This window comes from Kitasatospora sp. NPDC090091 (genome assembly GCF_044747365.1).
Taxonomy (GTDB): Bacteria; Actinomycetota; Actinomycetes; order Streptomycetales; family Streptomycetaceae; genus Kitasatospora.
This window is the reverse complement of record NZ_JBIVDY010000004.1, coordinates 1-22,191: the sequence shown is the minus strand read 5'-3', so window position 1 is coordinate 22,191 and position 22,191 is coordinate 1. Positions and strand designations below refer to the sequence as shown.

20 protein-coding genes and 2 pseudogenes are annotated in these 22,191 nt (G+C 75.4%); 14 read left to right on the top strand and 8 right to left on the bottom strand.

Annotated features, from left to right (window positions below; translation table 11 throughout):
* A pseudogene (locus ACIPSC_RS07900) lies at positions 1-147 on the top strand (RNA-guided endonuclease TnpB family protein); the annotation flags it as partial.
* Positions 133-324: pseudogene (locus tag ACIPSC_RS07895) on the top strand (LysE family translocator); the annotation flags it as partial. The pseudogenes ACIPSC_RS07900 and ACIPSC_RS07895, both read left to right, overlap by 15 nt.
* Before the next feature lie 78 nt (positions 325-402).
* Here ACIPSC_RS07895 and ACIPSC_RS07890 read toward each other — a convergent pair.
* The 4 genes from ACIPSC_RS07890 to ACIPSC_RS07875 form a co-directional block, all read right to left on the bottom strand.
* Positions 403-1,323, bottom strand: a complete 921-nt coding sequence (locus ACIPSC_RS07890) for a phosphotransferase (RefSeq protein ID WP_400824124.1) — start codon at positions 1,321-1,323, stop codon at positions 403-405.
* 86 nt (positions 1,324-1,409) lie between these two features.
* Positions 1,410-3,812, bottom strand: a complete 2,403-nt coding sequence (locus tag ACIPSC_RS07885) for an FUSC family protein (RefSeq protein WP_400824123.1) — start codon at positions 3,810-3,812, stop codon at positions 1,410-1,412.
* A 236-nt stretch (positions 3,813-4,048) separates the two neighbouring features.
* Positions 4,049-4,729 carry a hypothetical protein gene (locus ACIPSC_RS07880; RefSeq protein ID WP_400824122.1) on the bottom strand — a complete coding sequence of 227 codons (681 nt, stop codon included), beginning with the start codon at positions 4,727-4,729 and terminating at the stop codon, positions 4,049-4,051.
* Between the two features lie 192 nt (positions 4,730-4,921).
* Positions 4,922-5,557: a TetR/AcrR family transcriptional regulator gene (locus ACIPSC_RS07875; RefSeq protein WP_400824121.1), complete on the bottom strand. Its 636-nt coding sequence runs from the start codon at positions 5,555-5,557 to the stop codon at positions 4,922-4,924.
* A 110-nt stretch (positions 5,558-5,667) separates the two neighbouring features.
* Here ACIPSC_RS07875 and ACIPSC_RS07870 point away from each other — a divergent pair, with 110 nt between their 5' ends.
* The 6 genes from ACIPSC_RS07870 to ACIPSC_RS07845 all read left to right on the top strand — a co-directional run bounded on the left by ACIPSC_RS07870 (position 5,668) and on the right by ACIPSC_RS07845 (position 12,954).
* Positions 5,668-7,290 carry an FAD-dependent monooxygenase gene (locus tag ACIPSC_RS07870; protein ID WP_400824120.1) on the top strand — a complete coding sequence of 541 codons (1,623 nt, stop codon included), beginning with the start codon at positions 5,668-5,670 and terminating at the stop codon, positions 7,288-7,290.
* A 30-nt stretch (positions 7,291-7,320) separates the two neighbouring features.
* The gene (locus ACIPSC_RS07865) at positions 7,321-7,596 is read left to right on the top strand and encodes a hypothetical protein (protein WP_400824119.1); all 276 of its coding nucleotides are present in this window, start codon (positions 7,321-7,323) and stop codon (positions 7,594-7,596) included.
* 509 nt (positions 7,597-8,105) lie between these two features.
* Complete coding sequence (locus ACIPSC_RS07860; RefSeq protein ID WP_400824118.1) at positions 8,106-8,246, top strand: hypothetical protein; 141 nt, start codon at positions 8,106-8,108, stop codon at positions 8,244-8,246.
* Positions 8,247-8,377: 131 nt separating this feature from the next.
* Positions 8,378-11,101: a class III lanthionine synthetase LanKC gene (gene lanKC, locus ACIPSC_RS07855; protein ID WP_400824117.1), complete on the top strand. Its 2,724-nt coding sequence runs from the start codon at positions 8,378-8,380 to the stop codon at positions 11,099-11,101.
* Complete coding sequence (locus ACIPSC_RS07850; protein WP_400824116.1) at positions 11,094-11,678, top strand: flavoprotein; 585 nt, start codon at positions 11,094-11,096, stop codon at positions 11,676-11,678. Before lanKC ends, ACIPSC_RS07850 begins: the two co-directional genes overlap by 8 nt.
* Positions 11,668-12,954 carry an MFS transporter gene (locus ACIPSC_RS07845; RefSeq protein ID WP_400824115.1) on the top strand — a complete coding sequence of 429 codons (1,287 nt, stop codon included), beginning with the start codon at positions 11,668-11,670 and terminating at the stop codon, positions 12,952-12,954. Before ACIPSC_RS07850 ends, ACIPSC_RS07845 begins: the two co-directional genes overlap by 11 nt.
* Positions 12,955-12,998: 44 nt before the next feature.
* Here the strand turns inward: ACIPSC_RS07845 and ACIPSC_RS07840 are convergent, their stop codons facing one another.
* Entirely contained in the window at positions 12,999-14,111 is a 1,113-nt protein-coding gene (locus ACIPSC_RS07840; protein ID WP_400824114.1) for a PucR family transcriptional regulator, read from the bottom strand.
* 120 nt (positions 14,112-14,231) lie between these two features.
* Here ACIPSC_RS07840 and ACIPSC_RS07835 point away from each other — a divergent pair, with 120 nt between their 5' ends.
* The 5 genes from ACIPSC_RS07835 (at position 14,232) to ACIPSC_RS07815 (ending at position 19,089) form a co-directional block, all read left to right on the top strand.
* Positions 14,232-15,125, top strand: coding sequence for an alpha/beta hydrolase (locus ACIPSC_RS07835; RefSeq protein ID WP_400824113.1), 894 nt, complete (start codon positions 14,232-14,234; stop codon positions 15,123-15,125).
* 220 nt (positions 15,126-15,345) lie between these two features.
* Positions 15,346-15,819, top strand: coding sequence for a carboxymuconolactone decarboxylase family protein (locus ACIPSC_RS07830; protein WP_400824112.1), 474 nt, complete (start codon positions 15,346-15,348; stop codon positions 15,817-15,819).
* Between the two features lie 182 nt (positions 15,820-16,001).
* A complete protein-coding gene (locus ACIPSC_RS07825; RefSeq protein WP_400824111.1) occupies positions 16,002-16,925 on the top strand; it encodes an RNA polymerase sigma-70 factor in 924 nt (307 codons plus the stop codon).
* A gap of 138 nt (positions 16,926-17,063) precedes the next feature.
* Positions 17,064-18,362: a pyroglutamyl peptidase gene (locus ACIPSC_RS07820; RefSeq protein ID WP_400824110.1), complete on the top strand. Its 1,299-nt coding sequence runs from the start codon at positions 17,064-17,066 to the stop codon at positions 18,360-18,362.
* Between the two features lie 298 nt (positions 18,363-18,660).
* A complete protein-coding gene (locus ACIPSC_RS07815; protein ID WP_400824109.1) occupies positions 18,661-19,089 on the top strand; it encodes a hypothetical protein in 429 nt (142 codons plus the stop codon).
* On the opposite strand, the gene ACIPSC_RS07810 is transcribed toward ACIPSC_RS07815, so the two are convergent.
* The 3 genes from ACIPSC_RS07810 to ACIPSC_RS07800 all read right to left on the bottom strand — a co-directional run bounded on the left by ACIPSC_RS07810 (position 19,031) and on the right by ACIPSC_RS07800 (position 21,422).
* Entirely contained in the window at positions 19,031-19,723 is a 693-nt protein-coding gene (locus ACIPSC_RS07810; RefSeq protein WP_400824107.1) for a methyltransferase domain-containing protein, read from the bottom strand. The two genes, ACIPSC_RS07815 and ACIPSC_RS07810, sit on opposite strands and share 59 nt — an antisense overlap.
* 99 nt (positions 19,724-19,822) lie before the next feature.
* The gene (locus ACIPSC_RS07805) at positions 19,823-20,641 is read right to left on the bottom strand and encodes a hypothetical protein (RefSeq protein WP_400824106.1); all 819 of its coding nucleotides are present in this window, start codon (positions 20,639-20,641) and stop codon (positions 19,823-19,825) included.
* A gap of 226 nt (positions 20,642-20,867) precedes the next feature.
* Entirely contained in the window at positions 20,868-21,422 is a 555-nt protein-coding gene (locus ACIPSC_RS07800) for a hypothetical protein (protein ID WP_400824105.1), read from the bottom strand.
* Positions 21,423-21,539: 117 nt separating this feature from the next.
* On the opposite strand from ACIPSC_RS07800, the gene ACIPSC_RS07795 reads away from it, so the two are divergent.
* Positions 21,540-21,938 (top strand): hypothetical protein, encoded by a 399-nt coding sequence (locus ACIPSC_RS07795; RefSeq protein ID WP_400824103.1) that lies wholly within the window; start codon positions 21,540-21,542, stop codon positions 21,936-21,938.
* Positions 21,939-22,191 lie beyond the last annotated feature (253 nt).

The window sequence follows — 22,191 nt, the reverse complement described above, 5'->3', positions numbered from 1 at the left end:
GCGTTGGCCGCCCGGTCCGAGGCATGGACGATGCGTCAGGAACGGGTGAACTACAACGCCACGTCGGCGATGCTGACGGCGTGGAAGAAGACCGAGGAACTGGCGTTCCTCTCCGAGGTCTCCTCCGCCAGCGTCCAGATGCTGCTCCTCGGTCTGGCGGGCTCGCTGCTGGCTCTGATCTCCGACGGCCTGTGGGGGCTGACCGCCTCTGCCGCGAGCGCCTGGTTCGGCCGTTCCCCCGGGCGGATGTCGATGGTCGGAGCCACTGGTGGGCTGGCCATGATCGGGCTCGGTGCATCCGTGGCTGTCACGGGCCGTGCTGACCAGGACCCCGCCGGAGTGGGAAGTCGGAGCGGCCGACTTTCCACTCCGGACAGGTCGGGCCTTCGTGTTGGCTTCCGGTCAGCAGGGGGCCGTCGCGACGAGGCGGCGCAGGGAGGCGGCGGCCGGCGGGGCCCAGGTGGGCTGGCCGCCGGGGCGGCCGCGGCGGCCGGCCTCGCCGATGAGCAGGCCGCTGAGGGCGCGCAGCAGCGCCCAGCCGCGGGCGCGGCGCAGGGTCGCGGCGTCCGCTGCCGCCCCGTAGGCCCGGTGGAAGTCGTCGGCGGCGCCGTCCGGGAGGAGGATCCAGGGGGCGGCGAGGTCGCAGGCCGGATCGCCCGCGCAGAGGTCACCGAAGTCGATCACGCCGCAGATGGTGCCCTCCGCGGTGAGGACGTTGGCCGGGTGCAGGTCACCGTGGAGCCACAGCGCCGGGCCGGTCCACGCGGGCGCGGCGACGGCGTCCTCCCAGACCGCGCGGACGGCGTCCGGGTCGGGGACGAGCCCCAGCCCGGTCGCCTCGGCGAGGCCCCGGGCGAACCCCTCGGCGTGCTCGGCCAGCGGCCCACCACGACGGCTGCGGCCGACGGGTGCGGCCTCGGGGGCGGGCCGGTGAAGGGCCGTCAGGAACGCCGCCAGGGCGCCGGCGGCCTCCGCGCCCCGGGTGACGGGGGCGCGGTCGGCAGGGTCGCCCGGCACCCAGGTGGTGACGATCCAGTGCCGCGCGAACCGTTCGGAGGGCTCGCCGAGCCGTTGCGGGACGGGCACCGGCAGCGGCAGCCGCGGGGCGAGGCCGGGCACCCAGGCGTGCTCCTTGCGCAGCAGGGCGTCCGCGGAATCCGTCGCCCAGGGAAGGCGGACGGCGAGGTCGTCGCCGAGCCGCCACAGCTGGCTGTCCCAGCCGCGCGCGCCGAACCTCACCGGCTGACCGGCCAGGTCGGGGTGCTGGTCGCGGAGCAGATCGCGGACGACCTCGGCGGTGATCTCGATCTTCGTGTGCGTCATACGGAGCAACGCTAGTGCGATGACCGCACGGGTTCACCGGAACGGCCTCGGTGGATCCGGGGCGAGGGAATCGGCGTCACGCCGGGTCAGTGTGTGGCCGCGTCCGGGGCCGGACTGGCGGGCGCACCGTGGTTGACGCGCTCCAGGTCGTCGAGCAGCCCGGAGAGCCACAGAGTCACGTCCACGGCGTCCAGCGCCGCGGCGTCGGAGGGCGTCCGGGTGGCGATCAGCCGGGCGTCGCGCAGGGCGGTGCGGGCGTCGGCCAGCTCGTGGTCCGTGGTGCCGGTGGGGGCGCGTCCGCGCAAGGCCGCTCCCTGGCGGCGGAACGCGGCCGCGACCTGGTCCGCGCGGCCCACCAGTGCGGCCGCCCCCTCGGGGCCGGTCGCCGCGCCGCCGGGCGGGATGCGGACCAGCAGCGGTTCGGCGCGGCGGACGGTGTGCTGGCCGGTGCGCACGGCCGCCTGCCAGTTCGGGCCGTCCTCGGCCGGGTCGTGCCGCTCGCTCCGGTACTGGGCGTAGAGCGCCTCGGTGAGCAGCGCGGAGTGCCGCGCCCGGCGGAGCGCGCCCTGCGCCGGGCCCGTCCCGGTGAGCACGGCGACGGTCTCCCGCAGGGCGGCGGCGCTCTGGTCGAGCAGTTCGGCGCTGCGCCGCCGCAGGTCGTGGCCGCCGCCCTTGGGCCAGGCGCAGAGCCCGGCGAGGATGCCGATCGTCGCGCCGGTGGCCACGTTGACCAGGCGTGCCTCGGCCAGCCGCCAGCCGGCCGGGGCCAGCTGGGTGAAGACCATGGCGACCACGACCGTGAAGGTGCCCTGGGCCCAGGCCAGCCCGAGCACCGGGCCGACGGTGAACGCGAAGAGCATCACCGGGGGCAGCGCGGCGGCGTAGAAGACGGGGTGCTCGCCGACGGCGATCAGCAGCACGGCGGTGACGACTGCGCCGCCGGCCGTGCCGAGCAGCGCGGGGCGCAGCGTCATCCGGGTGTCGGCGGCACTGGTGCGCATCAGGGTGAGGGTCGCCAGCAGGACCCAGAAGCCGTGGCTGAGGTCGAGGGCGCCGGCCACCAGCCGGGCCGCGCTCAGCGCCCCGGCGGTGCGCAGGGCGTTGCGGAAGTAGACGGAGCGGGGTGTCAGGTTGCCGCCGATGCGGTGCCACCAGAGCATCGGGGCCGGCTCGTGGGCGTACCAGAACGGGCCGGGGCGCTCGTCGGGCGGTGTGTCGTCGGGAGGCGGGGGCGCGTGGCGGGCGGTGCGGGTGGTGAGGGTGAGGAACCGGGCGCCCTCGGCGGCGTTGAGCGCGGCCGAGCCGAGCACCAGCCGGGCTACCGCCGTTCGTCCGCGGTCGCGGTCGCGGGGGCCGTGGTGGTCGCGATGGTGATCGCCGTCGCCGTCCACTTGGCCGGCGCGGTCGTCCCCGGCCCCGGCCCCGGCCCCGGCCCCGTGCCCGTCGCCGACCGCGCGGAGGGCGGGCGCGGGCGAGGTGCGCGCGGTCTCGAAGGCGGCGATACGGGCCTCGATCGGCTCGGCGGACGGGAGCGGGCCGCCCGGCCGCACCCCGGCGGCAGCGGCGCGCAGGGCTTGCGCGGTGGCGGCCACCAGCCCGGCCGCCTGCGCGGACGGGCCGCCCGGGGCGCTGTAGCGGCGGACCCGCTGCAGGTCGGCGGCGATGGCGTGCAGAACGGTGCCGCTGTGGGTGAGGGCCCGGTCGACGGCGCCCGGCCCGGCGGGCCGCTCCATCATCGGGATCCGGGAGAGCCGCAGCTCGTCCAGCCGGGCCGCGGCCTCCTGCGCCTCGGCCGCGTCGTCGTCGGTCGGCCCGCCCGTCGGCGGAGCGCGCCCCGCTTGCGGCCCGGATGGGTGCGGACCGGTCCCGGTCGGGGCGTCGGTGCCCCGGCGGCCGTCGGCGCACTCGGCGGCGGCCAGGTCGGCCAGCCGGGCCAGCGCCCGGGCGGCGCGGGCCAGCCGGTCGCGGTAGTCCGGCGGTGCCGGCTCCGGCCAGAGCAGCAGCTCGGCCGCGGTGAGCAGGAGCAGCCCCACGGTCACGCCGGCCAGCCGCTGCGGGAGGGTGTCCGGGGCGTAGGGCGGGAAGCAGGGGAGGATGTAGAAGAGCTGGAGCCCGTTCGCCAGCCCCACCAGCCGCGGCCCGCCCACGGAGCCGAAGGACACCGCGAACCCCACGCCCGCCATGCCCAGCGCCGCCGTCCACGAGTGGACGGCCAGGACGGTGCCCAGGCAGGTCAGCACCCAGGCGAACGGCAGGGTCAGCAGCAGCGTGCGCGCCCGGTCGCGCGCACCGCCCTCGACCCGGGCCAGCACACCGACCGCCACGGCGCCGAACAGCGCGTAGGTGGCCGTGACCGGCTGGTGGAACCCGTAGCGGAAGGAGTAGAAGCCGGCGCACGCGGCCGCCGTCACCCGGACGGCGCGGTGCACCACCGTCGGATCGGGGCGGGCGCGGCGCTTCTGCTCCGGCCCGCCGGGCAAGCGGCGCATCGCACCTCGCTCCGGTGGGGCGTTCGGACCTGGCGGCCGCGCCCGCCCCGGGGAGCGGCACGGCCGACACGGCGGCGCGGGGGTACCTCCCGGCCGAAAGGCCGGGGGAGCGCCCCGCCGCGGCAGGCCGCCCCGCCCGAGACGCCGCACACCTCCACCCTAGGAGCCCACCACGCCGCCCGCAGGGCCGATCACCGCCGCCAGCGGATGCGCCGTCCGCACCGGGTGGGCGGGGGTCAGGCGGCGGCTTGGTCGGGGCGGCCGGGGACCCAGAGGGGGACGGGGGCGGTGTGCGGCATGTGGCGGGTCGCGTGCTCGTCCAGGTGGCGTGCGGCTCCGGGGTGGTCGCCGCTGCTCAGCTCCTGGAGCGCGGTGGCGGCGATCCGGGCGCAGGCCAGCAGGAGGGCGAGGGTGTCCTGGCGGCGGTGCCGCTCGCGGACGTACGCGTCGGCCCGCTCGGTGATGCGCCGGGCGTGGGACTCCCGGCTGTCCGCGGCGTCGTCGCCGGCGTCGGCGGCCGCCTGCACGCCGTGCCAGACGAGGGCGAGGGCGGCGGGTTCCGCGGGGTGCGCCACGTCGTCCCGGCGCGCCCGGTCGCGGGCCTCGGCCGACTCCCGGCCCAGCCACTCCAGCGTCGCCAGATCGTCGTACGCGCGGGCCTGGAGGACCAGCTCCGCGGCCAGGCAGGCGACCGACCGCACCACGGCCCCCGCCGGTACCCGCAGGCCCGGCGCCGCGGTCTCGCCGAACGCGAGCCAGGTGTCCGCGAACGCGGCGGCCCGGACGTGCGCGAGCCATGCCGGGGCCCCGGCCGCTCCGTCCAGCCATTCCTCCGCGGTCAGCCGGACCAGCCCGGCCGCGGCGAGCTGCACCGCGTCCCCGTCCAGTCCGGTCCCCAGCAGCCGTCCACTTCTCAACACACACCCCCGTCAGCGGCCAACACCTCTTGACGGGCACATCTCACCACATCGGGACGCGAACGAACCAGAGAGGGCCACTGGTGAGATGCCGCACGGTCGGCCGACGGCAGGCCGCGGGGGTGTCCCGGCCGGGTGGTTCGCGGCCGGCGCACGCCGCGAACCACCCGGCCGGGACGCGCGGGGCCGGGTTCAGAACCCGCGGGTGGCGGCGCCGTCGCGCAGCAGGGCGAACGCCTCGGCCGCCTCGTCGGCGGCCAGCCGGGCGACGGTGTCGATGTCCTGGCCGGCGGCGAGGCGGGTCCAGGTGGCGTGGGCGAGTACCTGGCGGACGGACGTGTACTGGGCGGCGAGGACCCGGGCGGCCATCCGGCCGTCCGGGTCGAGCGCCCCGGCGAGGGCGCGGGTGTCGGCGTCGACGTAGCCGCGCAGGTGGGCGGAGAGGCTGGGGGTCTCGTAGACCAGCCGGAGGAACGCGATCACCGAGGGGGTGTCGTTGAGCCCGGTGTTGGGGTCCCGGGCCGCCAGTCGCTCCTGGTGGTGGCGCTCCAGGGCGTCCAGCGGGCTCAGGCCGGCGGCGCGTTCGCGCACCACCCGCCCGGCTTCGCCGAGGTGGTCGGCGAAGCGGTGCAGGACCAGCTCCTCCTTGCTGGCGAAGTAGCGGAAGAGGGTGGGCTTGGAGACCTCGGCGGCGGAGGCGATCTCGGCCACCGAGACCTGGTCGAAGCCCCGGTCGAGGAACAGGGCGATGGCCACGTCGGCGATGGTCTGCCGGGTGCGCTGCTTCTTGAGGGTCCGTAGACCCGGGTCTGGCTCGCTGGGACTCATGCCCAGATCATAACCCGGAAACATTTGTTACTCGGTTGTATTTGTTACCGAGTTGCTGTTTCATGGTGTGTGTCGACAGCAGCCGACACCACCGGAAGGGGCGGGGAGCCATGACGAAGCTGACGAACACGACGAAGGCGGCGACGGGGATGACGGGGGCGGGGACAGCAGGGGTGGACGCGACGGGCGTGGTGATCGTGGGCGCTGGGCCGACCGGGCTGACCCTGGCGTGCGCACTGGCCCGGCAGGGCGTCGCGGTCCGGATCATCGAGCGGGCGGCCGAGTTCCACACCGGCTCGCGCGGCAAGACCCTCAACCTGCGCAGCCTGGAGATCCTCGCCGACCTCGCCCTGGGGGAGCGGCTGGCGGCCGTGGGCCGCACCCACCTGCCGTTCCGCAAGTACTTCGACGGCGAGTACGTCAACGAGACCGAGCCGTTCGCCGGCGCCCGCCCCACCGCCACCGTCCCCTACGCGGCGAGCCTGTGGCTGCCGCAGACGCGGGTGGAGCGGCTGCTGCGCGAGCGGCTCGACGAGTACGGCGTGAAGGTCGAACTCGCCACCGAGCTGGTGGAATTCCGGCAGGACGGCGGGGGAGTGGAGGTGCGCCTCGCGGACGGCGGGCGGATCGCTGCCGAGTACCTGGTCGCCTGCGACGGAGGCCGCTCCACGGTGCGCAAGCTGCTCGGCATCCCCTTCGTCGGTGACGGCGACCCGGAGCCGATGATGGTCTGCGGCGACGTCGAGGTCGAGGGGCTCGAAGCCGACGCCTGGCACCAGTGGTTCGGCCCGCAGGGCGCCTTCATGCTCTGCCCGCTCCCCGGCACCCGCCGCTGGCAGCTCCAGGCCGGCCCGGAGACGGACGGCGAGGGCCGGGCGGTCGCGCCGTCGCTGGAGAGCTTCCAGCGCCTGGCCGCCCTGCACACCGGCAGCGAGGACCTCCGGCTCACCAACGCCACCTGGCTCTCCACCTGGCGGGTCAACGTCCGGATGGCCGAGCGCTACCGCGAGGGGCGGGTCTTCCTGGCCGGCGACTGTGCGCACGTGCGCCCCACGGCCGGTGGGCTCGGCATGAACACCGGCATCCAGGACGCGTGGAACCTCGCCTGGAAGCTCGGGTACGTGGTGCGCGGCCTGGCCGCGCCGGCCCTGCTGGACACCTACCAGGAGGAGCGGCTGCCGATCGCCGCCTGGACGCTCGACGTCACGTCCGCCGGGTTGGCCGCCGTCGTCGCGGCTGCCGGCACCCCCGGCGTCGGCGTCGAGGCCGGCCGGGTGGGAGACGTCACCGGCCTCGCGCTCGGCTACCGGTGGAGCCGGCTCGCCGGCGGGGGCGGCACGGACGGCGACCGCGCCGCCGGGCTTGGCGCCGCCGGGCCCGACGTCCGTCGCGTCGCGATCGACCACACCGACGACGGCGGGCTCCGGGCCGGGGACCGTGCCCCCGACTCGCCCTGCCCCGGCCCCGAGGGCAGCCCGGCCCGCCTGTTCGAGCACTTCGCCGGCGACCACTTCACGCTGCTCGGCCTCGGCCCGAGCGCCCGACCGTCCCTCACCGCCCTGCCCGACCACGTCCGCCCGGTACCGCTCGACGACGCCGACGGTGCGATCCGCGCGGCGTACGGCGTCACGGGCGATGCCCTCGTCCTCGTCCGGCCCGACAACCACATCGCCCTGATCGCGCCGGCCGACGGCCGCGTGGACGTCCTCGCCTACCTGAAGGCCCTGCGGTAGGGGCCGACTGTGCACACTGCGCCGCCTGCCATGCGATGCCATGGCGGGCGGCGCAGGTGTCTGCGGTGCGACCGCTACCTCGACCTCCTGGTGGGCGCGTGGCAGGCCGCGGGCCGGCCGGCGCAGGACGAACGGGACGAGTGCCCGCGCGCCGGATACACGCGGACCCCGGACGGGTACGGCCTCTCGGCCGTCCAGAGCTTGAACGGCCACCTCGGTCTGGGGGGATCGACCGCGTCCTTCTGGTGGGACGGCCAGGACGGACCGGACGGGAGCAGCCTCCTGCCGTCCCGCATCGAGCTCTGATCCCGGCTCTTCGCGAGAGGCTCTGACTGTTGGTCAGGTAAGAGTTGCCCGGTCAACTGTGCGTCAGGATGCCGAGAGTCGGCCTCTCTCCGGGCGCCGGTGCCGCCATTCGGCCGTGCCCGGGCGGGCGGCGGGCGTGTCCCGGGTGGGGCTTGGGACCGGAGCGGGGCCGGTGCCTCAACCGGTCGGGACGGTGGGCGGGCCACAGTGAGGCAGGGCCAGGTCGCCCCCTCAGGACCGCGCCCCACCGTTTCGGTTGTGGAGGAGGTGAATTACCAAATGCAGAACGTGCTCTCCCTGATCAGCCTCGCGCTCGACGAGGACGACGCCGAGCGGGGTCTGTTCGGACCCGTCGGCTTCTCGTGCTCCGTCTCCAGCGGCGTCAGCAACGCCTGCTGACGGCTGCGCGCCCCCGGCCGTGCCCGAAGGAAGTCGGCCCGGACTTCCCCCGGCGCGGCCGAGGGGCGCGTGGTTGCCCCCTCGGCGCCGCAGTCGGCGCCCTCGCAGTCGTGGAGGAGGTGAACTCCCGGATGCAGAACGTGCTCTCCCTGATCAGCCTCGCGCTCGACGAGGACGAGACCGAGCGGGGTCTGTTCGGACCCGCCGCCTATGTGTGCTCGGTCTCCAGCGGCGTCAGCAACGCCTGCTGACCGCCCGCGCGCCCCCGGCCCGCCCGTTCGGTCGGCCGGGGGCATCCCCCTGAACCGCCCGGGCCTTCCCCGACGACCCCAAGGTCGCACCCCGGGACCGCTCCTGATGAACCGTCAGTGAGGAGCGCATCATGCGCAGATTCGACGAATACCAGGCCTTCGCCGTCGCCGACCCCCTGTTCTTCGACACCCTGGGCCGAGCCCCCTTCGATCCGGACCTTCACCGGGAGATGACCGAACTCGTCGGCGCCGAGGGCGAAGTGACCGTCTCCGGGGTGTGGGCCGGGTGCCGGGCGGTGGCCGCGCCCGCGCTGCCCGAGCACGGCTGGAAGATCCACGTCTCGGCGGTTCCCGAGGACGCGGCGGCGGCCCTGCGCGCGGTGGCGGCCGAGTTCCACCGGACCCCCTTCCACTTCAAGTGCCTCCGTTCCACCCGGCTGGTCCGCCTGGGCGCGGCGCGGTGGTGGCCGCCGGGCCAGATCGGCAAGGTCGTCGTCATCTACACGCACTCCGCCGAGCAGTGCCGCGAGCTGCTGGCCCGCCTCGCCGGCCCGCTCGCGGACGTCCGGGGACCGTACGTGCTGACCGACCGCCGCTACGGCGAATCCGGCTGCCTCTACTACCGGTACGGCGAGTTCACCTCGTCGGGGACGGTGGGCGCCGACGGGACGGCGCGCTCCGTCCTGCACGGGCCGGACGGCCGCCGGTGGCCCGACGACCGCGATCCGGTGTACCGGCGGCCGCCCTGGGTGCCGGAGCTGTTCGACGAGGAGCAGGCACAGAGCGCGGGCTCGCACGTCCTGCACGGGTACCAGGTCGTCCGGGCGCTGCACTACGGCGGCGCGGGCGGCGTCTACCTCGCGCGGCGTGAATCGGACGGCCGGGAGGTCGTCCTGAAGGAGGCCCGCCCGCACACCGCGCACGCCGAGGACGGCTCCGACGCCCAGCAGCGGCTGCGGCGCGAGTTCGAGGCGCTGCGGCTGCTGAGCGGCACCGGCGTCGCTCCGGAGCCGCTGGAGCTGTTCGAGGAGTGGGAACACCTCTTCCTCGCCGAGGAGTTCGTCGACGGGCTGTCGCTCGTCACCTTCATCGGGCGGCGCAACCCGGTCGCGGCCAACGAGGTGACCGAGCAGGGGATCGCCGAGTACGCGAAGGTCGTCGACACGGTCGTGGACGGCCTGCGCGAGGCCCTGGCCGCCTGTCACGCGCGCGACCTCGTCCACGGGGACGTCTCGCTCACCAACGTCCTGGTCGATCCGGAGACCCTGCGGGTGCGGCTGATCGACTTCGAGTCGGTGCGGTCGCTGAGTGCCCGCCAGGACCAGCACCCGCGGACGCCCGGCTTCGCACCCGCCCTGCCCGCGGCACCCGCGGCGGCCGAGGGCGGGGCCGTCGACGGCCGCGCCGCCGACGGCCGCGCCTTCGACGGGTACGCCCTGGCGGCGGTCGAACTGGCGATGCTGCTGCCGCGCAACACCCTGCTCGCGCTCGACCCCCCGGCCCTGGCCCGCTCCACGCGGCACGTCGCCACCCTGCTGCGCCGGCCGGTCGACGGGCTGCTGCGCACGCTCGGCCTGCCCCTCGACGAGGCTCCCGACGAGCACCCGGACCTTCCCGACGCCGTCGCACAGGCGGTCGCCTTCATGGAGGCGGTCATGACGCCTGAGCGCGAGGACCGGCCCTTCCCGGCCGATCCGGCCGTCTTCCGCACCAACCCGTGGTCGGTCGCCCACGGCGCGGCCGGCGTGCTGCGGGCCGTGCACGGCATCACCGGACGCTTCCCGGAGCCGATCCGGGACTGGATGCTCCGCGCCGAGCCGCGACTGGACCGCCTCCCGCCCGGGCTCTGCTACGGGCTGGCCGGCGTCGCCTGGACGCTCTGCGACGCCGGCGAACCCGACTGGGGCGCCGCCGTCCTGGAGCGCGCGGTGCGCGCCGCGAGCGGGACCGCCGCCCCCGACGCGCTGCCGGCCGACCTGGCCACCGGCGCGGCCGGGCTCGGCCTGGCCTGCCTCGCCCTCTGGCGCGGGACCGGCGGGGCCCGCCACCTCCACGAGGCCGCCCGGATCGCCGACGGACTGATCGCGGCCGCCGCGGACGCCGGCCAGGGCCTGTACTGGTCGGACGGCACCGGCCGGCCGCCGCAGATCGGCTACGCCCACGGCTCCTCCGGCATCGCGCTGTTCCTGCTGTACCTGCACTGCGCCACCGGCGACGACCGGTACCTGCGCGTCGGCCGGCGGGCCCTGGCACACGACCTCGCCCAGGGCGTGGTCCAGGACGACGGCATGCTCTCGATCCCCGGCCGGGTCGGCAGCGAGGTCTACTCCCCGTACTGGCTGCGCGGTTCGGCGGGCGTCGGCACCGCCCTGGCCCGCTACTGCGCCCTGCTGCCGGACGAGGCGCCGCTGCACCGGGCGCTCGACGGGATCCTGCGCCGCGGCGTCGGCGGCGTGACGATCACCACCGGCCTGTACCGCGGCATGGCCGGCCCGGCCAACCTCGCCCTCGACTGCGTCCGGCTGCTCGGCCGGCCCGAGCTGCGCGAGCCGGCCGAACGCAGTGCCCGGGCGATCCTCTCCCTGGCCGGCCGGCGGCCCGAGGGGCTGGCCTTCCCGGGTGAGAGCCTGCTGCGCTACAGCACCGACTTCGCCACCGGCAGCGCGGGCATCGCGCTGGTCCTCGACCGGCTGCACCGGGGCTCGGCGGACTTCAACTACACCCTCGACGAGCTCCTGCCCGCCACGGCCGCCGCCGTCCGGGCCGGTGCCCCCGTAGCCGTCGGTGCTCCCGGGCTCACTGGTGCGCCCGGAACCACCGGAACTGTCGAAGCCCCCGGAGGCCGCGATGCGTGACGACGCGTTGACCGTCATCGTCTGCGGGGCGAGCGCCGCGCTCGACCTGCCCGGCTACCTGGTCCGCCTCCGGCAGCGCGTGCAGGCACCGCTGCGGGTGGTGCTCACCCACAGCGCCGAGCGATTCCTGCGTGCCGAGGCGCTCGCCTGGCACGCCGACGAGGCCTACGGCCCGGGCGACCCGGTCAACCCCACCGAGCTCGCACGCCGCTCACGGGGCTTGGCCGTCCTGCCCGCCACCGCGAACCTGTTGGCCTGCGCCGCCCTCGGGCTGGCCGGCTCCCCGGCCCAGACCGCCCTGCTGGCCCACCCGCGACCGGCCCTGCTCTTCCCGAGCATGAACGCCGTCATGTGGGAGAAGCCGACCACCCGGCGGCACGTCGCCGCGCTGCGCGCCGAGGGGCACGTTGTCGTCGACCCGCAGCCCGGCGAGGTTTACGAGCTGTGGCGCGGGCAGGTGGTCGACGGCCGGGGGCTGGTGACACCGGAACGGGCGGCCCAGGTGGTGGCCTCCTGGTGGCAGACGCTCGGGGCCCCGGAGACGGCGCGGGCCGAGGAGCGTTCCGATGCCCATTGACCTCACCAAGCGGGACGGGGTGGCGGCGGCCCCGACCGGCGGACGGGACGGCCGCCGGCGCAGGCATGCCGGGCCGCTGCGGCACCGGGACTTCCGGCGGCTCTGGCTCGGCGCGGGCCTGTCCAGTATCGGATCGCAACTCACCGCGCTGGCGCTGCCGTTGTGGATCCTGGACCGGACCGGATCACCGGCCCTCGCCGGCCTGGTCGCCACCATGCGGCTGGTCGCGCTGTTCGCCGCCCAGCTGCCGGCCGGCGCCCTCGCGGACCGCCGGCGGCGCCGGACGATCCTGATCGCCGCCGACGCGGGCCGGGCGGCCGCGGTCGCCGCGCTGGGGCTGCTGGTGCTCGGTGGGCAGGACGCCGGCCGCGGTCCGGTCCTGCTCGCCGGTGCGCTCGCCACGGTGGAGGGCCTGCTGACCGCGGTCGCCATGCCTGCGGGCATGGCCGCCCTGCCCCGGCTGGTGCCCCGCCGGGAGCTGGACGCGGCCGTCGCCTTCGGCCAGGGCCAGTCGTACGCGGTGCAGTTCCTCGGACCGCTGCTCGGCGCGGCCCTCTACCGCCTCCAGCCGGCGGTCCCGTTCCTGCTCGACGGGCTGTCCTACCTGGTGTCGCTGGGGCTGGTGCTGACCGTCCGCCGGTCACTGGGCGGCGGCGACAGAGGTGGCCAGGACCGGCTTCGGGCCGCCGTCGCGGACGGCCTGCGCTACGTCGTCGGCTCCCGCTACCTGCGGGCGCTGCTGGCCTGGTCGGCCCTGGTGAACTTCGCCACCGCCGGCATCGCCTTCGTGCTGGTCGTCGTCGCCGGCCGGGACCGCCCGCAGTCGCTGGGCGTCGCACTGGCCGTCACCGCCGTCGCCGGGGTGGCCGGCGCGCTGCTCGCGCCCCGGTTCCCCCGGGTACCGGACGCCCGGCTGCTGCGGGTGGTCACCGCGATGATCGTCGCCGTCGCGGGCGGCGCGGCCCTGCGGCCCTCGCCCGTCGTGATGAGCCTCTGCACGGCGGCGATCGCCCTGGTCAGCCCGGCGGTGGTGGTCCGCACCAACGCCCGGGTCCTGGCCCTCGTCCCGGATGCGCTGATGGGCCGGGTGCAGGGCTCGCTGTTCCTGGTCGGCGGCTGCCTCTACCCGTTCGCCACCGTGGTCACCGGCTGGCTCGACGAGCGCTTCTCGGCCGCCGGTGCGATGGCGGTCCACACCGGCGTCCTCGCCGTCGTCCTCGCGCTGACCTTCCTGCCGGGCCTGCGCCGGCCGCCGCCTCCGGACGCCGCCCGGTGAGCGGGGCGAGCGCCGGACGCCGGGACCGCCGTGCCGCGGGGGCGTCAGTCGTCCAGGAGGCGCCAGGTGGTGAGGGCGAGGGTGGCACGGGTCAGCCCGGCGGGCTGGGCGACGTCGAAGCCGAGGGCGGCGCCGATGTGCTGGAGACGGCGGGCGACGCTGCTGTGGTGGAGGTGGAGCAGGTCGGCGGCGCGGCGCAGCGAGCCGGCGGCGCAGTAGGCGTCGAGGGTGTCGAGGTCCTCCGGGCTGCCGGCGAGGCGGGCGATCGCGGCGACGTCGGTGTTCTCCCGCGCGGCTTCCCGGGGGATCCCGGCGAGCAGGGCGAGGGCGCCGAGGTCGTCGTGGTGGACGACCGGCTCGCGCGCGGTGGTGAAGCGCAGGGCCGTCCGGGCCTGCTGCCAGGACCGGTGCGGGCCGGCGGCGGCGCCGAGGCCCGCCCGTACGCCGGCCGGGAAGGCCGCAGGGTCGACGGTGGTGGCCAGGATGACGCCGACGTCGGCGAGCGCGGCGGCCTTCACCGGGCGGGCCGGGCAGACCAGGGCACCGAGCCGGTCGAGCGGGAGCCGTGACCGGACTGCGGCGACGCGGACCGGCTGGTCGGCGGGGAAGCCGAGCAGGCGGAGCGCTCGGGCTCTGGACGCGTCGTCGCTGTCGGCGCTGACGGCCAGTTCGACGAGCGCCGGGTCGGCCATCGTGGTGCGGGCCGGGCCGTACCGCTCGACCACGGCCGCGGCGGCGAGGGCGAGCCGGTCGAGCAGCATGTCGTCGAGCGGACCGGGTGGGCCGGGGCGTTCCAGCCACACGGTGCCGATCTCCTCCTCGTCGAGGGTGATCGACGCGGTGCTGGACGCGGATTCCGTGCCGGCCGCGAGTGCGGGAGCCTCGGGCACCGGCGGCGGGGCGGACCCCGGCACCGGCGGCGCGGACCCCGGCACAGGCGGCGCGGGCGCCGGCTGTCCGTCGGGCGAGAAGCGGATCACCTCGCCCGTGCCGTGGAGCCGGATGCCGGCCACGCACGCGGCCAGGCCCGCCGAGGCCCGTGCGAGTGCGGGCAGGTCCACGCGACGGCGCATCAGCGTGTCGTAGAACGCGACGACGCGGATCGATCCCTGCACGTGCGAGTCGAGATGGGACAGCCGTTCGGCCAGGGCCTCCATGCCGCCAAGCATAGGCAGGGACGGCTGCGTCGAGGGACCCGCCGAGTGGCGCGCGATCGGGGCGATCACGCGACGGACGGCGGGTGATCGGGGGTGGGTGCGGCGGCCAGGATGGTCGGCATGAATCCAGAACTGGAACCGTTCATCCCGCTGGTCCCCGTGGTCGACCTGGTCGACCCGGTCGCCGACCGCAAGAACTACGCCGAGCGTGCCGCGACGGTGCCGGCGCCGGACACCACCGGCATGGAGGTCGAGGACCGCACCGTACCCGCCGAATCGCCCGTGCCGGTGCGGATCTACCGCCCGTACGGGGCTCAGGGCGCCGTGGTCTGGCTGCACGGCGGCTCCTGGGTGATGGGCGACCTGGACACCGAACACCCGTGGGCCGCGCGGCTCGCGGCAGCCACCGGGGTGGTGGTGATCTCGGTGGGCTACCGGCTGGCCCCCGAGCACCCGTTCCCGGCCGCCTTCGACGACGCTTACGCCGTGCTGGCCTGGACCGCCGAGCATGCCGCCGAGCTCGGGATCGACCCGGAGCGGATCGCGGTCGGCGGTCACAGTGCGGGCGCGACCCTCGCGGCGGGGGTGGCCCTGCGGGCCCGGGACGAGCAGGGGCCGCGGATCCGGTTCCAACTGCTCAACCAGCCCGGGCTCGACGACCGGTGGGAATCGTGGTCGACGGGGCTCGCCGAGTCGCTCGGCGGGGGCCACGAGCACATGGCGACGGCGTGGCGGCACTACGTGGGCTCCGCGCCCGCCACCCCGTACGCCGCCCCGGCGCGCGCCGCCGACCTGTCCGGGCTGCCGCCCGCCTACATCGCCACGGCGGAGTTCTGCCCGTACCGTGACGTCGACATCACGTACGCGCTGCGCCTGCTGCAGGCGGGCGTCCCGGTCGATCTGCAGCAGTGGGCCGGCACCTTCCACGGCTCGCAGGCGATCCTCTCGGCCGAGGTGTCGCAGCGTCAGATCGCCGAGCTCGGGGGCGCCCTGCGCCGCGCACTGGCGGAGTAGCGGCCGCCGGGGGAGGCGGGTCTGGCCCCGTCCGTCCGGGGCCGGACCCGCGCGGCGTCGCCGAGGGCGGGGTGACGGAGGCGGCGACGCCGGTGGGACGCCGGTGGGACGCCGCGCGGTGACGGGGCTGTGCCGCACGTCACATGCGCCGGTGTCACAGGGCGGTGGGCTGTTCCGTCTCAAGGGTGCAAGCCGCTGACGACGACAGAGGAGCCGCACCATGGACGCCCGCCTGGACTTCTTCACCGACCCGACCGCCGGCAAGGCCCTCAAGCTCTTCATGACGGTCGGCAAGGCGCTCAAGGACTCGTCCGTGCCGGCCGCCACGCAGGAGTTGGTGGCCCTGCGCGTCAGCCAGATCAACGGCTGCGCCGTCTGCATCGACATGCACACCAAGGAGAGCGCCGTGGCCGGCGAGAGCCCGGTGCGGCTGAACCTGGTCGCGGCGTGGCGGGAGGCCACGGCCTTCACCGAGGCCGAGCGGGCCGCGCTGCTGCTGGCGGAGGAGGGGACCAGGGTCGCGGACGCGGCCGGCGGGGTGAGCGACGCGGTGTGGGCGCGCGCCGCCGAGCACTACGACCAGGAGCAGCTCACCGCGCTGGTGGTGCTGATCTCGTTCATGAACATGGTCAACCGACTGAACGTCATCACCCGGCAGCCGGCCGGTTCCTACGAGCCCGGGACGTTCCACTGAGCGGTGCCGGTGCCGGTGCCGGTGCCCCGGCCCGGAGCGCTGCCGTGAGCTCCGGGCCGGTGGTCGGGCCGTCGGGCGCGGGGCGGTACGGTGACCCGCCGACGGTCCGGATGATCATCATCAGGACACCCGCGCCCGTGCATTCGGCCGGGCGGGAGGGCTTCAAGGGGAAGGGAAGCGACGTGGGCAAGATCGAGGAGTTCGAGGAGCTGCGGCCGCTGTTGTTCTCGATCGCCTACCGGATCCTGGGCAGTGTGAGCGAGGCCGAGGACGCCGTCCAGGAGACCTGGCTGCGGTTCGAGGCCTCGCCGACCCGGCCGCTGTCGGTGAAGGCGTTCCTCTCGGCGGTGGTCACCCGGATCTCGGTCGACGTGCTGCGCTCGGCCCGCGTGCGCCGGGAGGCCTACGTGGGGCCGTGGTTCCCCGAGCCGCTGCTGGCCGACCCGTACGAGGATCCGGAGCGGTCGGCGGAGCTCGCGGACTCGGTGTCGATGGCGGCCCTGCTCCTGCTGGAGCGGCTCAGCCCGCTGGAACGGGCGGTCTTCGTGCTCCGCGAGGTCTTCGACTTCGGTTTCCCCGACGTCGCCTCGGCCGTCGGCCGCTCGGAGGCGGCCTGCCGCCAGCTCGCGGTACGCGCGCGCCGCCACATGGATGACGGGCGGCCCCGCTTCGAGGCCGACCGGAAGGAGCGCGACGAACTCGCCTCCCGGTTCTTCGACGCGCTCCGGGAGGGTGACGTGGTCGGCCTGCGCGACCTGCTGGCCGCCGACGTCTCGCTGGTCGGCGACGGTGGCGGCAAGGCCCCGCAGCTGGCCAGGACCGTCTTCGGGGCCGACAACGTGGCCCGGCTGCTGGCCGCCGTCTACCCGCGGTTGGCCCGGGTCGGCGTGGTGCTGGAGCCGTGCGAGGTCAACGGCCAGCCGGGTGCCATCCTCCGCGACCGGGACGGCGGGGTCATCAACGCGCTGGCGCTGGACGTCCTCGACGGGCAGGTGCAGGCCGTCCGCTCGGTGGTCAACCCCGACAAGCTCGGGCACGTCGGCCCGGTCGCGGACGCCTGGGCCGTCAGCCGCGAGGTGAAGGCGACACGCCGGTCCGCGCGCTGAGCGGCCTCCGCCGGCCGCGGCGGCCTCGACGGCGGTGCGCCGCTCCGGCTCGGGCCCTGTCGGCGGGTCGACCCGCTGACCCGCCGACAGGCCGGGCCTTCTGGCGGCGGGGTGTTTGTCGATGTACCGTCACATCTCATGACCTTCGCCCGCCCCGCCAAGCTGGCCACCACCCTCGCCGGCGCCCTCGCCGCCCTGCTGCTCCCGGCCGCCGTCCCGGCCCAGGCGCAGCCCGCGTGCTCCGCGGCCACCGCCGCCCCCGCGGCCACCCCCGGCACGCCCGCCGCGGCCGGCGTCGACGGGGAGCAGGCCCGGCTCCAGGACGTCCGGACGGCCGCCTTCACCGAACGGGCCGGTCTCACGGACTTCGTCCGGCGCTTCCCGGCCGCGCTCTGCGCCACCCGGAACGCCGCGGAGGCCGAACGGCTCGTCGATGCCTGGGGCGAGGCGCTCTGGTGGGCCGCGGTCGACCGGGCCCAGGGGCGGCGCCGCGGCGGCGACCTCCCGGCCCAGGACGACCGCCCGCTGTACTGGACCAGGCTCGCCATGACCGTCCGACTCGGCCAGTGGAGCCCGGACTTCGCCGTCGACGCGGACCGGCTCCGGCAGCGCTTCGAGGACGCCTCGCGGGGCCTGCGGGACAACGGCTTCAGCGGAAGCCCGGGCGTGCGCCGGGTGTTCGTCAGCGGCTTCGACCCGTTCGGCCTGGACGCCGAACTGCGCCGGGCCAACCCCTCCGGCTCCGCCGTCCTGCAGCTGAACGGCAAGCGGATCACCCTGGCCGACGGCACCCGGGCGGAGATCCGGGCGGTCGTCCTGCCGGTGCGCTACGGCGACTTCGACCGCGGCATCGTCGAGCGCGCCTTCGGCCCGCGCCTGACGACCGGCCCGCGCGCGGCGGACCAGATCACCACGATCAGCCAGGGCTACCCCGGGCTGTTCACGCTGGAGGCCTGGGCGGGCCGGGCCCGCTCCGCCGACCCCTACCCGGACAACGTCGGCGCCCTCGCCGGCGGCACCCGCGAGCACCCGGTGACCGCCCCGGGCCTCGGCCCCGGCGCCGAGTTCATCGCCACCACCCTGCCCGCCGGGGCGATGACCGCCGTTCAGCAGCCGTTCCCCGTCCGGCTGAACACGGCCGTCACCGAGATCCCGGCCGGCAGCGACCGGCCGGTGGACCGCGAGGACGGGCCGACCCCGGGCTCGCGCGCAGTGGCCGGGGGCGGCGGCGGATACCTGTCGAACGAGGTGGCCTACCGCTCCAACCGGCTGCGCCTCGAACTCGCCCCGACCCTGCCGGGCGGCCACCTCCACACCCCGGTGCTGACCGGCCTCCCCGCCCAGCCCGACCAGCTGACCGGCCCCGACCTGGAGCAGAACGAGGCCGCCATCACCGGCGAGGTCCTGGACATCCTCCGCCACGCGACCGGCCGGTAGCCCTGGTTCCTCCTGCACGGCCCCGACCCGCGGGGCGAAGCGGGCGGGGCCGAAGATGACCGAACTTCGGCTTCCTGTGGGCCGCTCGGTGTCCTCACCATGACAACGTGGCTCGGCATCGCCGCCCCCCACGGAGCCGGAGACGCCTTGCGGCGTCGGCAGTCCGGCGCCGACGCCTCGACGCCGCCGCACCGCTGCCGATGACCCGGCAGTGGTGACGCGAGCCGCCGCTCCTCCGGCACCACGATGAGAGTCCTCCGTCCGGAGGACGCCCTCGCGAGAGAGAAGAGGATCGCCCGTGACTGGCAGGAAGCTCCGCTTCGGCATAGCCGCCCTGGGCCTGCTGGCCCTGCCGCTCGCCGCCGCCGCACCGGCTGCCGCGGCCCCCACCTACCGTGTCGACTGTCCCAGCAGTAAGTATTACTGGTGTGACCAGGTGTCCTCGGACGGCGTGATAGCGGATCTGATGATCCACAACGGCCCGGACACCGGGGGCCACGACGTGGCCTACATCGACTTCCTCACCTCGCACGGCGGCCAGAAGGTCTGGATCCTGACGTCGAACGGCAGCGGCGGCTGGACGTGGGAGGGCGTTGAGGCGACCCACTACATCGGGTACGGATTCTTCATGATCGACACTCAGATCCGATCCGATCGCGGCGTCCTGATCAAGCTCGCCGCCTACAACTACGAGACCGGCGCGTACATGTACACCAACGCCCACTGATCCGGCGCGCAGCGGCGGCCTCCGCTGCCGCGGGGCGCGCGGGGACGTGGCGTCCCGCGGCCCGGCGGGGAGGCCGCCTCCCGCTCGTGCGAATGGCGCTACTGGGCCGCTGCCGGGTCGGTGATCTGGTCGGCGGGCGGGAGCGTGACGTCCACCGGGAGGGCGAGAACGGCGGCTGCTGGTCGTCGGTGAAGGCGTGGCAGATCCGGCGGTCGAGCCCGCGGGGCGCTCCCACGATCATCAGTGAGTCGAAGTCGACGTGGGCCAGCACGGCCCGCCCGCCCGGCCGGAGCACCCGCGACACCTCCCGGAGCAGCGCGGCCGGGTCCGCGAGGCACTCCAGGACGTTGTAGGAGACGACCGCGTCGGCGCAGCCGGCCGCCAGCGGGAGCGGCTGGGCCAGGTCGGCCACCCGGAGGTCCGCGCCACCGGGGTGGCCGGCCAGCAGCTCGCGGGCGGCGTCGACGCCGGCGGGGGAGTGGTCGAGGCCGACCAGGCGGGCGCCGGGGAACCGGCGGGCGAAGGCCGCGAGTGTCGGACCCCGCCCGCAGCCCAGGTCGGCCACGCAGCCGTGCGCGGTCAGCCGCGCGCAGTCCACAAGGTGCTCGTGGACCGCCTCGTCCGCCTCGGACACGGGCTTCCTCTCGCTCGCCCCCCCCCCGCGCGCCGACGGGGAAGGACGTGGGTCTGGTCGGGCCGGTCGGGGAGCGTGGTGGCCTGCGACGGGCCTCCGTCACCCGCGGCACTTGAGCGTAACCAGCAGGACGTCGTCGGGGAGGGTGTCGAGGTAGCCGCCCAGATCGCGCCGGTAGCGCTGACCGACCGCCAGGTGCGGGCAGGACTCGGCGTCGTCACAGGTGCCGTGGACCGGCGTAGCGCCACCCTCGATCCACCAGCCGTCGAGGGTGAGCACGTCCGGCTGCCGGAAGAGATCGGTGATCCGTTCGGCGAAGTCCTCCCGCGCGCCGTTGAGGCCCGTCTCGGCGAAATGGGCCTGGTTGCGCTGCCAGGTGAACGTGAGACCCAGTTCGGGGATCTGACTGGCCGGGTGAGAAGTGAAGGCCTGCAGCAGCGGCTGGCTCTCGAAGTCGGCGAACATCCGCTGGAGAGGGTAGGCCTGTGGGTCCGCCGCGTGGCGGGCGGCGAGGACCGACAGTGGCAGGAACGGCGGATGCTCGGCCACGAGGCGGTGCCACAGGTCCCAGGGATCCGCCGCCCGGGCGCGAACGGCCGCCATCCGTCCGGACATCGCCCGGTGGTCCGCCAGGTCCAGCAGCCCCCGGGGCCCGCCGGCGCACATCCCGGCCGTGCTCGGCAGTGGTTGCCCGTCGTACGCGGGATCGTCGTGGATCAGCCGTGTGTCGTCGTGGAACCCGGGGCGGACCCGGAAGCCGGTGCCGTCACTGCCTCCGCGGATCGTCCACCACTCCCAGATGCCGCGCCACGGGGAACGGCCGTACTGCTCGAACGGCGCCATCGCCTGTGCGAGCGCGGGGGCGAGGTCGTCCCCGGCCTCCGCGGGCAGGCAGACCGTGACCCTGAAACCCGCCAACTCGTCGCCCCCGCGTGTTCCGAATCCTGTACGCCACCAGGGGCACACGGTAGCCGGGCGGTCCGCGTGGTGCCGCTGGATTTTCGGCCGGGGCTGCAGTCCCCGAACCGACGCGGCTGATGTCCGGGGTCGCGAAGAGGGCATGCAGGCGACGGGCAGGGCCGGCGGCCGGCTGCTTCACCGGTGTCCGGGGGGTGCATGAGGCAGGTGCGGCGGGGTGGAGACGTCACGGCCGGTCGTATCGGCACCGGCCCTGCGTCCAGCACATCAGGCACAGTGCCTTCCCGTCGGCGCGCCGGTCGGCGGGGAGAGGACAACGACGGCCCTCCGCGCGCAGCCTCTCCACGTAGTACGCCGGCTTCGGTCCGGGCTCGGCACGGTAGTTGCCGCAGGGGCAGGCGCGTTCGCTGCGGTAGCCCCTGTCCTTGACGTACCTGCACCTGAGGAGCATGTAGTGCTCGTCGCGCCGGTGGCCGCAGACGGTGCAAGGCGGCCAGGGCTCGGCGCGGTACTCGCCGCAGTTGCAGTACGTCTCGTTCCGGTAGCCGACCCAGTCACCGCCCCCGTCGTAGATGTCCCCCGAGGCTGAAACCCGCTCGGAGCAGCGGCCCGGGTGCTCACCGTGTCCGCAGCTCGTACAGCCCGGCCCGCGCGGCGGAGTGCTTCTGGTGTCGCTCAGCTCGGGGAAGGGCGAGCCGGTCCGCCAGATGGCGACCACGGCCACGACCGCGCCCGCCATGATGACGATTCCGACCAGACCGATGACGGTCTGCACTGCCATGGCTGCCCCCGTGTTCGACCGGATGTCCCCGGGCACCATCAGAGCAGCCGTCGGCCGCTCGCGTCGACGTCGCCCGGTCGGAATCCTCCCCGCCGTGGCTGGGGTAGCGTCGGCGCAATGGAATCCGATGCGAGGGCCGGTGCGAGCCCCGATGTGACGACCTTTCCGCCGCATCCGATCCGGGGCGTCCGCGGCCTGTACGCCCGTCAGACCGGGGGTTGCCCCTGCGACTTCGCGGACGTGACGGTGGACTTCGAGCCGTGGGAGGACGGCTTCGTCTTCGAGGTCGCCGGCGATGCCGTCGTGGCGGGCCACACCTCGCCCGAGGAACTGGCCGGGTACCACGCCGCACTCGTCGCCGGCATGCGTGAGGAACTGGCCGAACAGGCGGCCGGACGCCCGGTTGCGGTGGCCGTCGTGCTGCGCCGGACCGGGATCCACGAGGTCGACTCCCGGGACGGCTCCTTCCGCACCGCCGGCCGCCGCGCCGTCCGCGCGGCCCTCGCCGAGGCTTAGGGCGTGTCTGACAATTCCCGCCGGGCGTGCGACGCCGGGGCACGCACCTCGCCGCGTTGTCGTCGGTCGCCGATGCTCCGCATGGACTCCCTCCTCCGCCTTGCGATGCACGCACCCCGACGCCGCACGCTGATCCGACGCGAATTGTCAGACACGCCCTAGTAGTGCTTCGTTAGGTCTGACGTGGCCGGGGGCGTCCCGGTCGGCGTGCATCGGGTAACTCGCGGTGGCAGGTGGGGCATTCGCCGGTCCA

Coding starts and splice junctions, on each gene's coding strand:
- ACIPSC_RS07890 (WP_400824124.1), bottom strand. CDS start 1,323: ATGACGCACACGAAGATCGAGATCACCGCCGAGGTCGTCCGCGATCTG.
- ACIPSC_RS07885 (WP_400824123.1), bottom strand. CDS start 3,812: ATGCGCCGCTTGCCCGGCGGGCCGGAGCAGAAGCGCCGCGCCCGCCCC.
- ACIPSC_RS07875 (WP_400824121.1), bottom strand. CDS start 5,557: ATGAGTCCCAGCGAGCCAGACCCGGGTCTACGGACCCTCAAGAAGCAG.
- ACIPSC_RS07870 (WP_400824120.1), top strand. CDS start 5,668: ATGACGAAGCTGACGAACACGACGAAGGCGGCGACGGGGATGACGGGG.
- ACIPSC_RS07865 (WP_400824119.1), top strand. CDS start 7,321: ATGCGATGCCATGGCGGGCGGCGCAGGTGTCTGCGGTGCGACCGCTAC.
- lanKC (WP_400824117.1), top strand. CDS start 8,378: ATGCGCAGATTCGACGAATACCAGGCCTTCGCCGTCGCCGACCCCCTG.
- ACIPSC_RS07850 (WP_400824116.1), top strand. CDS start 11,094: ATGCGTGACGACGCGTTGACCGTCATCGTCTGCGGGGCGAGCGCCGCG.
- ACIPSC_RS07845 (WP_400824115.1), top strand. CDS start 11,668: ATGCCCATTGACCTCACCAAGCGGGACGGGGTGGCGGCGGCCCCGACC.
- ACIPSC_RS07840 (WP_400824114.1), bottom strand. CDS start 14,111: ATGGAGGCCCTGGCCGAACGGCTGTCCCATCTCGACTCGCACGTGCAG.
- ACIPSC_RS07835 (WP_400824113.1), top strand. CDS start 14,232: ATGAATCCAGAACTGGAACCGTTCATCCCGCTGGTCCCCGTGGTCGAC.
- ACIPSC_RS07830 (WP_400824112.1), top strand. CDS start 15,346: ATGGACGCCCGCCTGGACTTCTTCACCGACCCGACCGCCGGCAAGGCC.
- ACIPSC_RS07820 (WP_400824110.1), top strand. CDS start 17,064: ATGACCTTCGCCCGCCCCGCCAAGCTGGCCACCACCCTCGCCGGCGCC.
- ACIPSC_RS07800 (WP_400824105.1), bottom strand. CDS start 21,422: ATGGCAGTGCAGACCGTCATCGGTCTGGTCGGAATCGTCATCATGGCG.
- ACIPSC_RS07795 (WP_400824103.1), top strand. CDS start 21,540: ATGGAATCCGATGCGAGGGCCGGTGCGAGCCCCGATGTGACGACCTTT.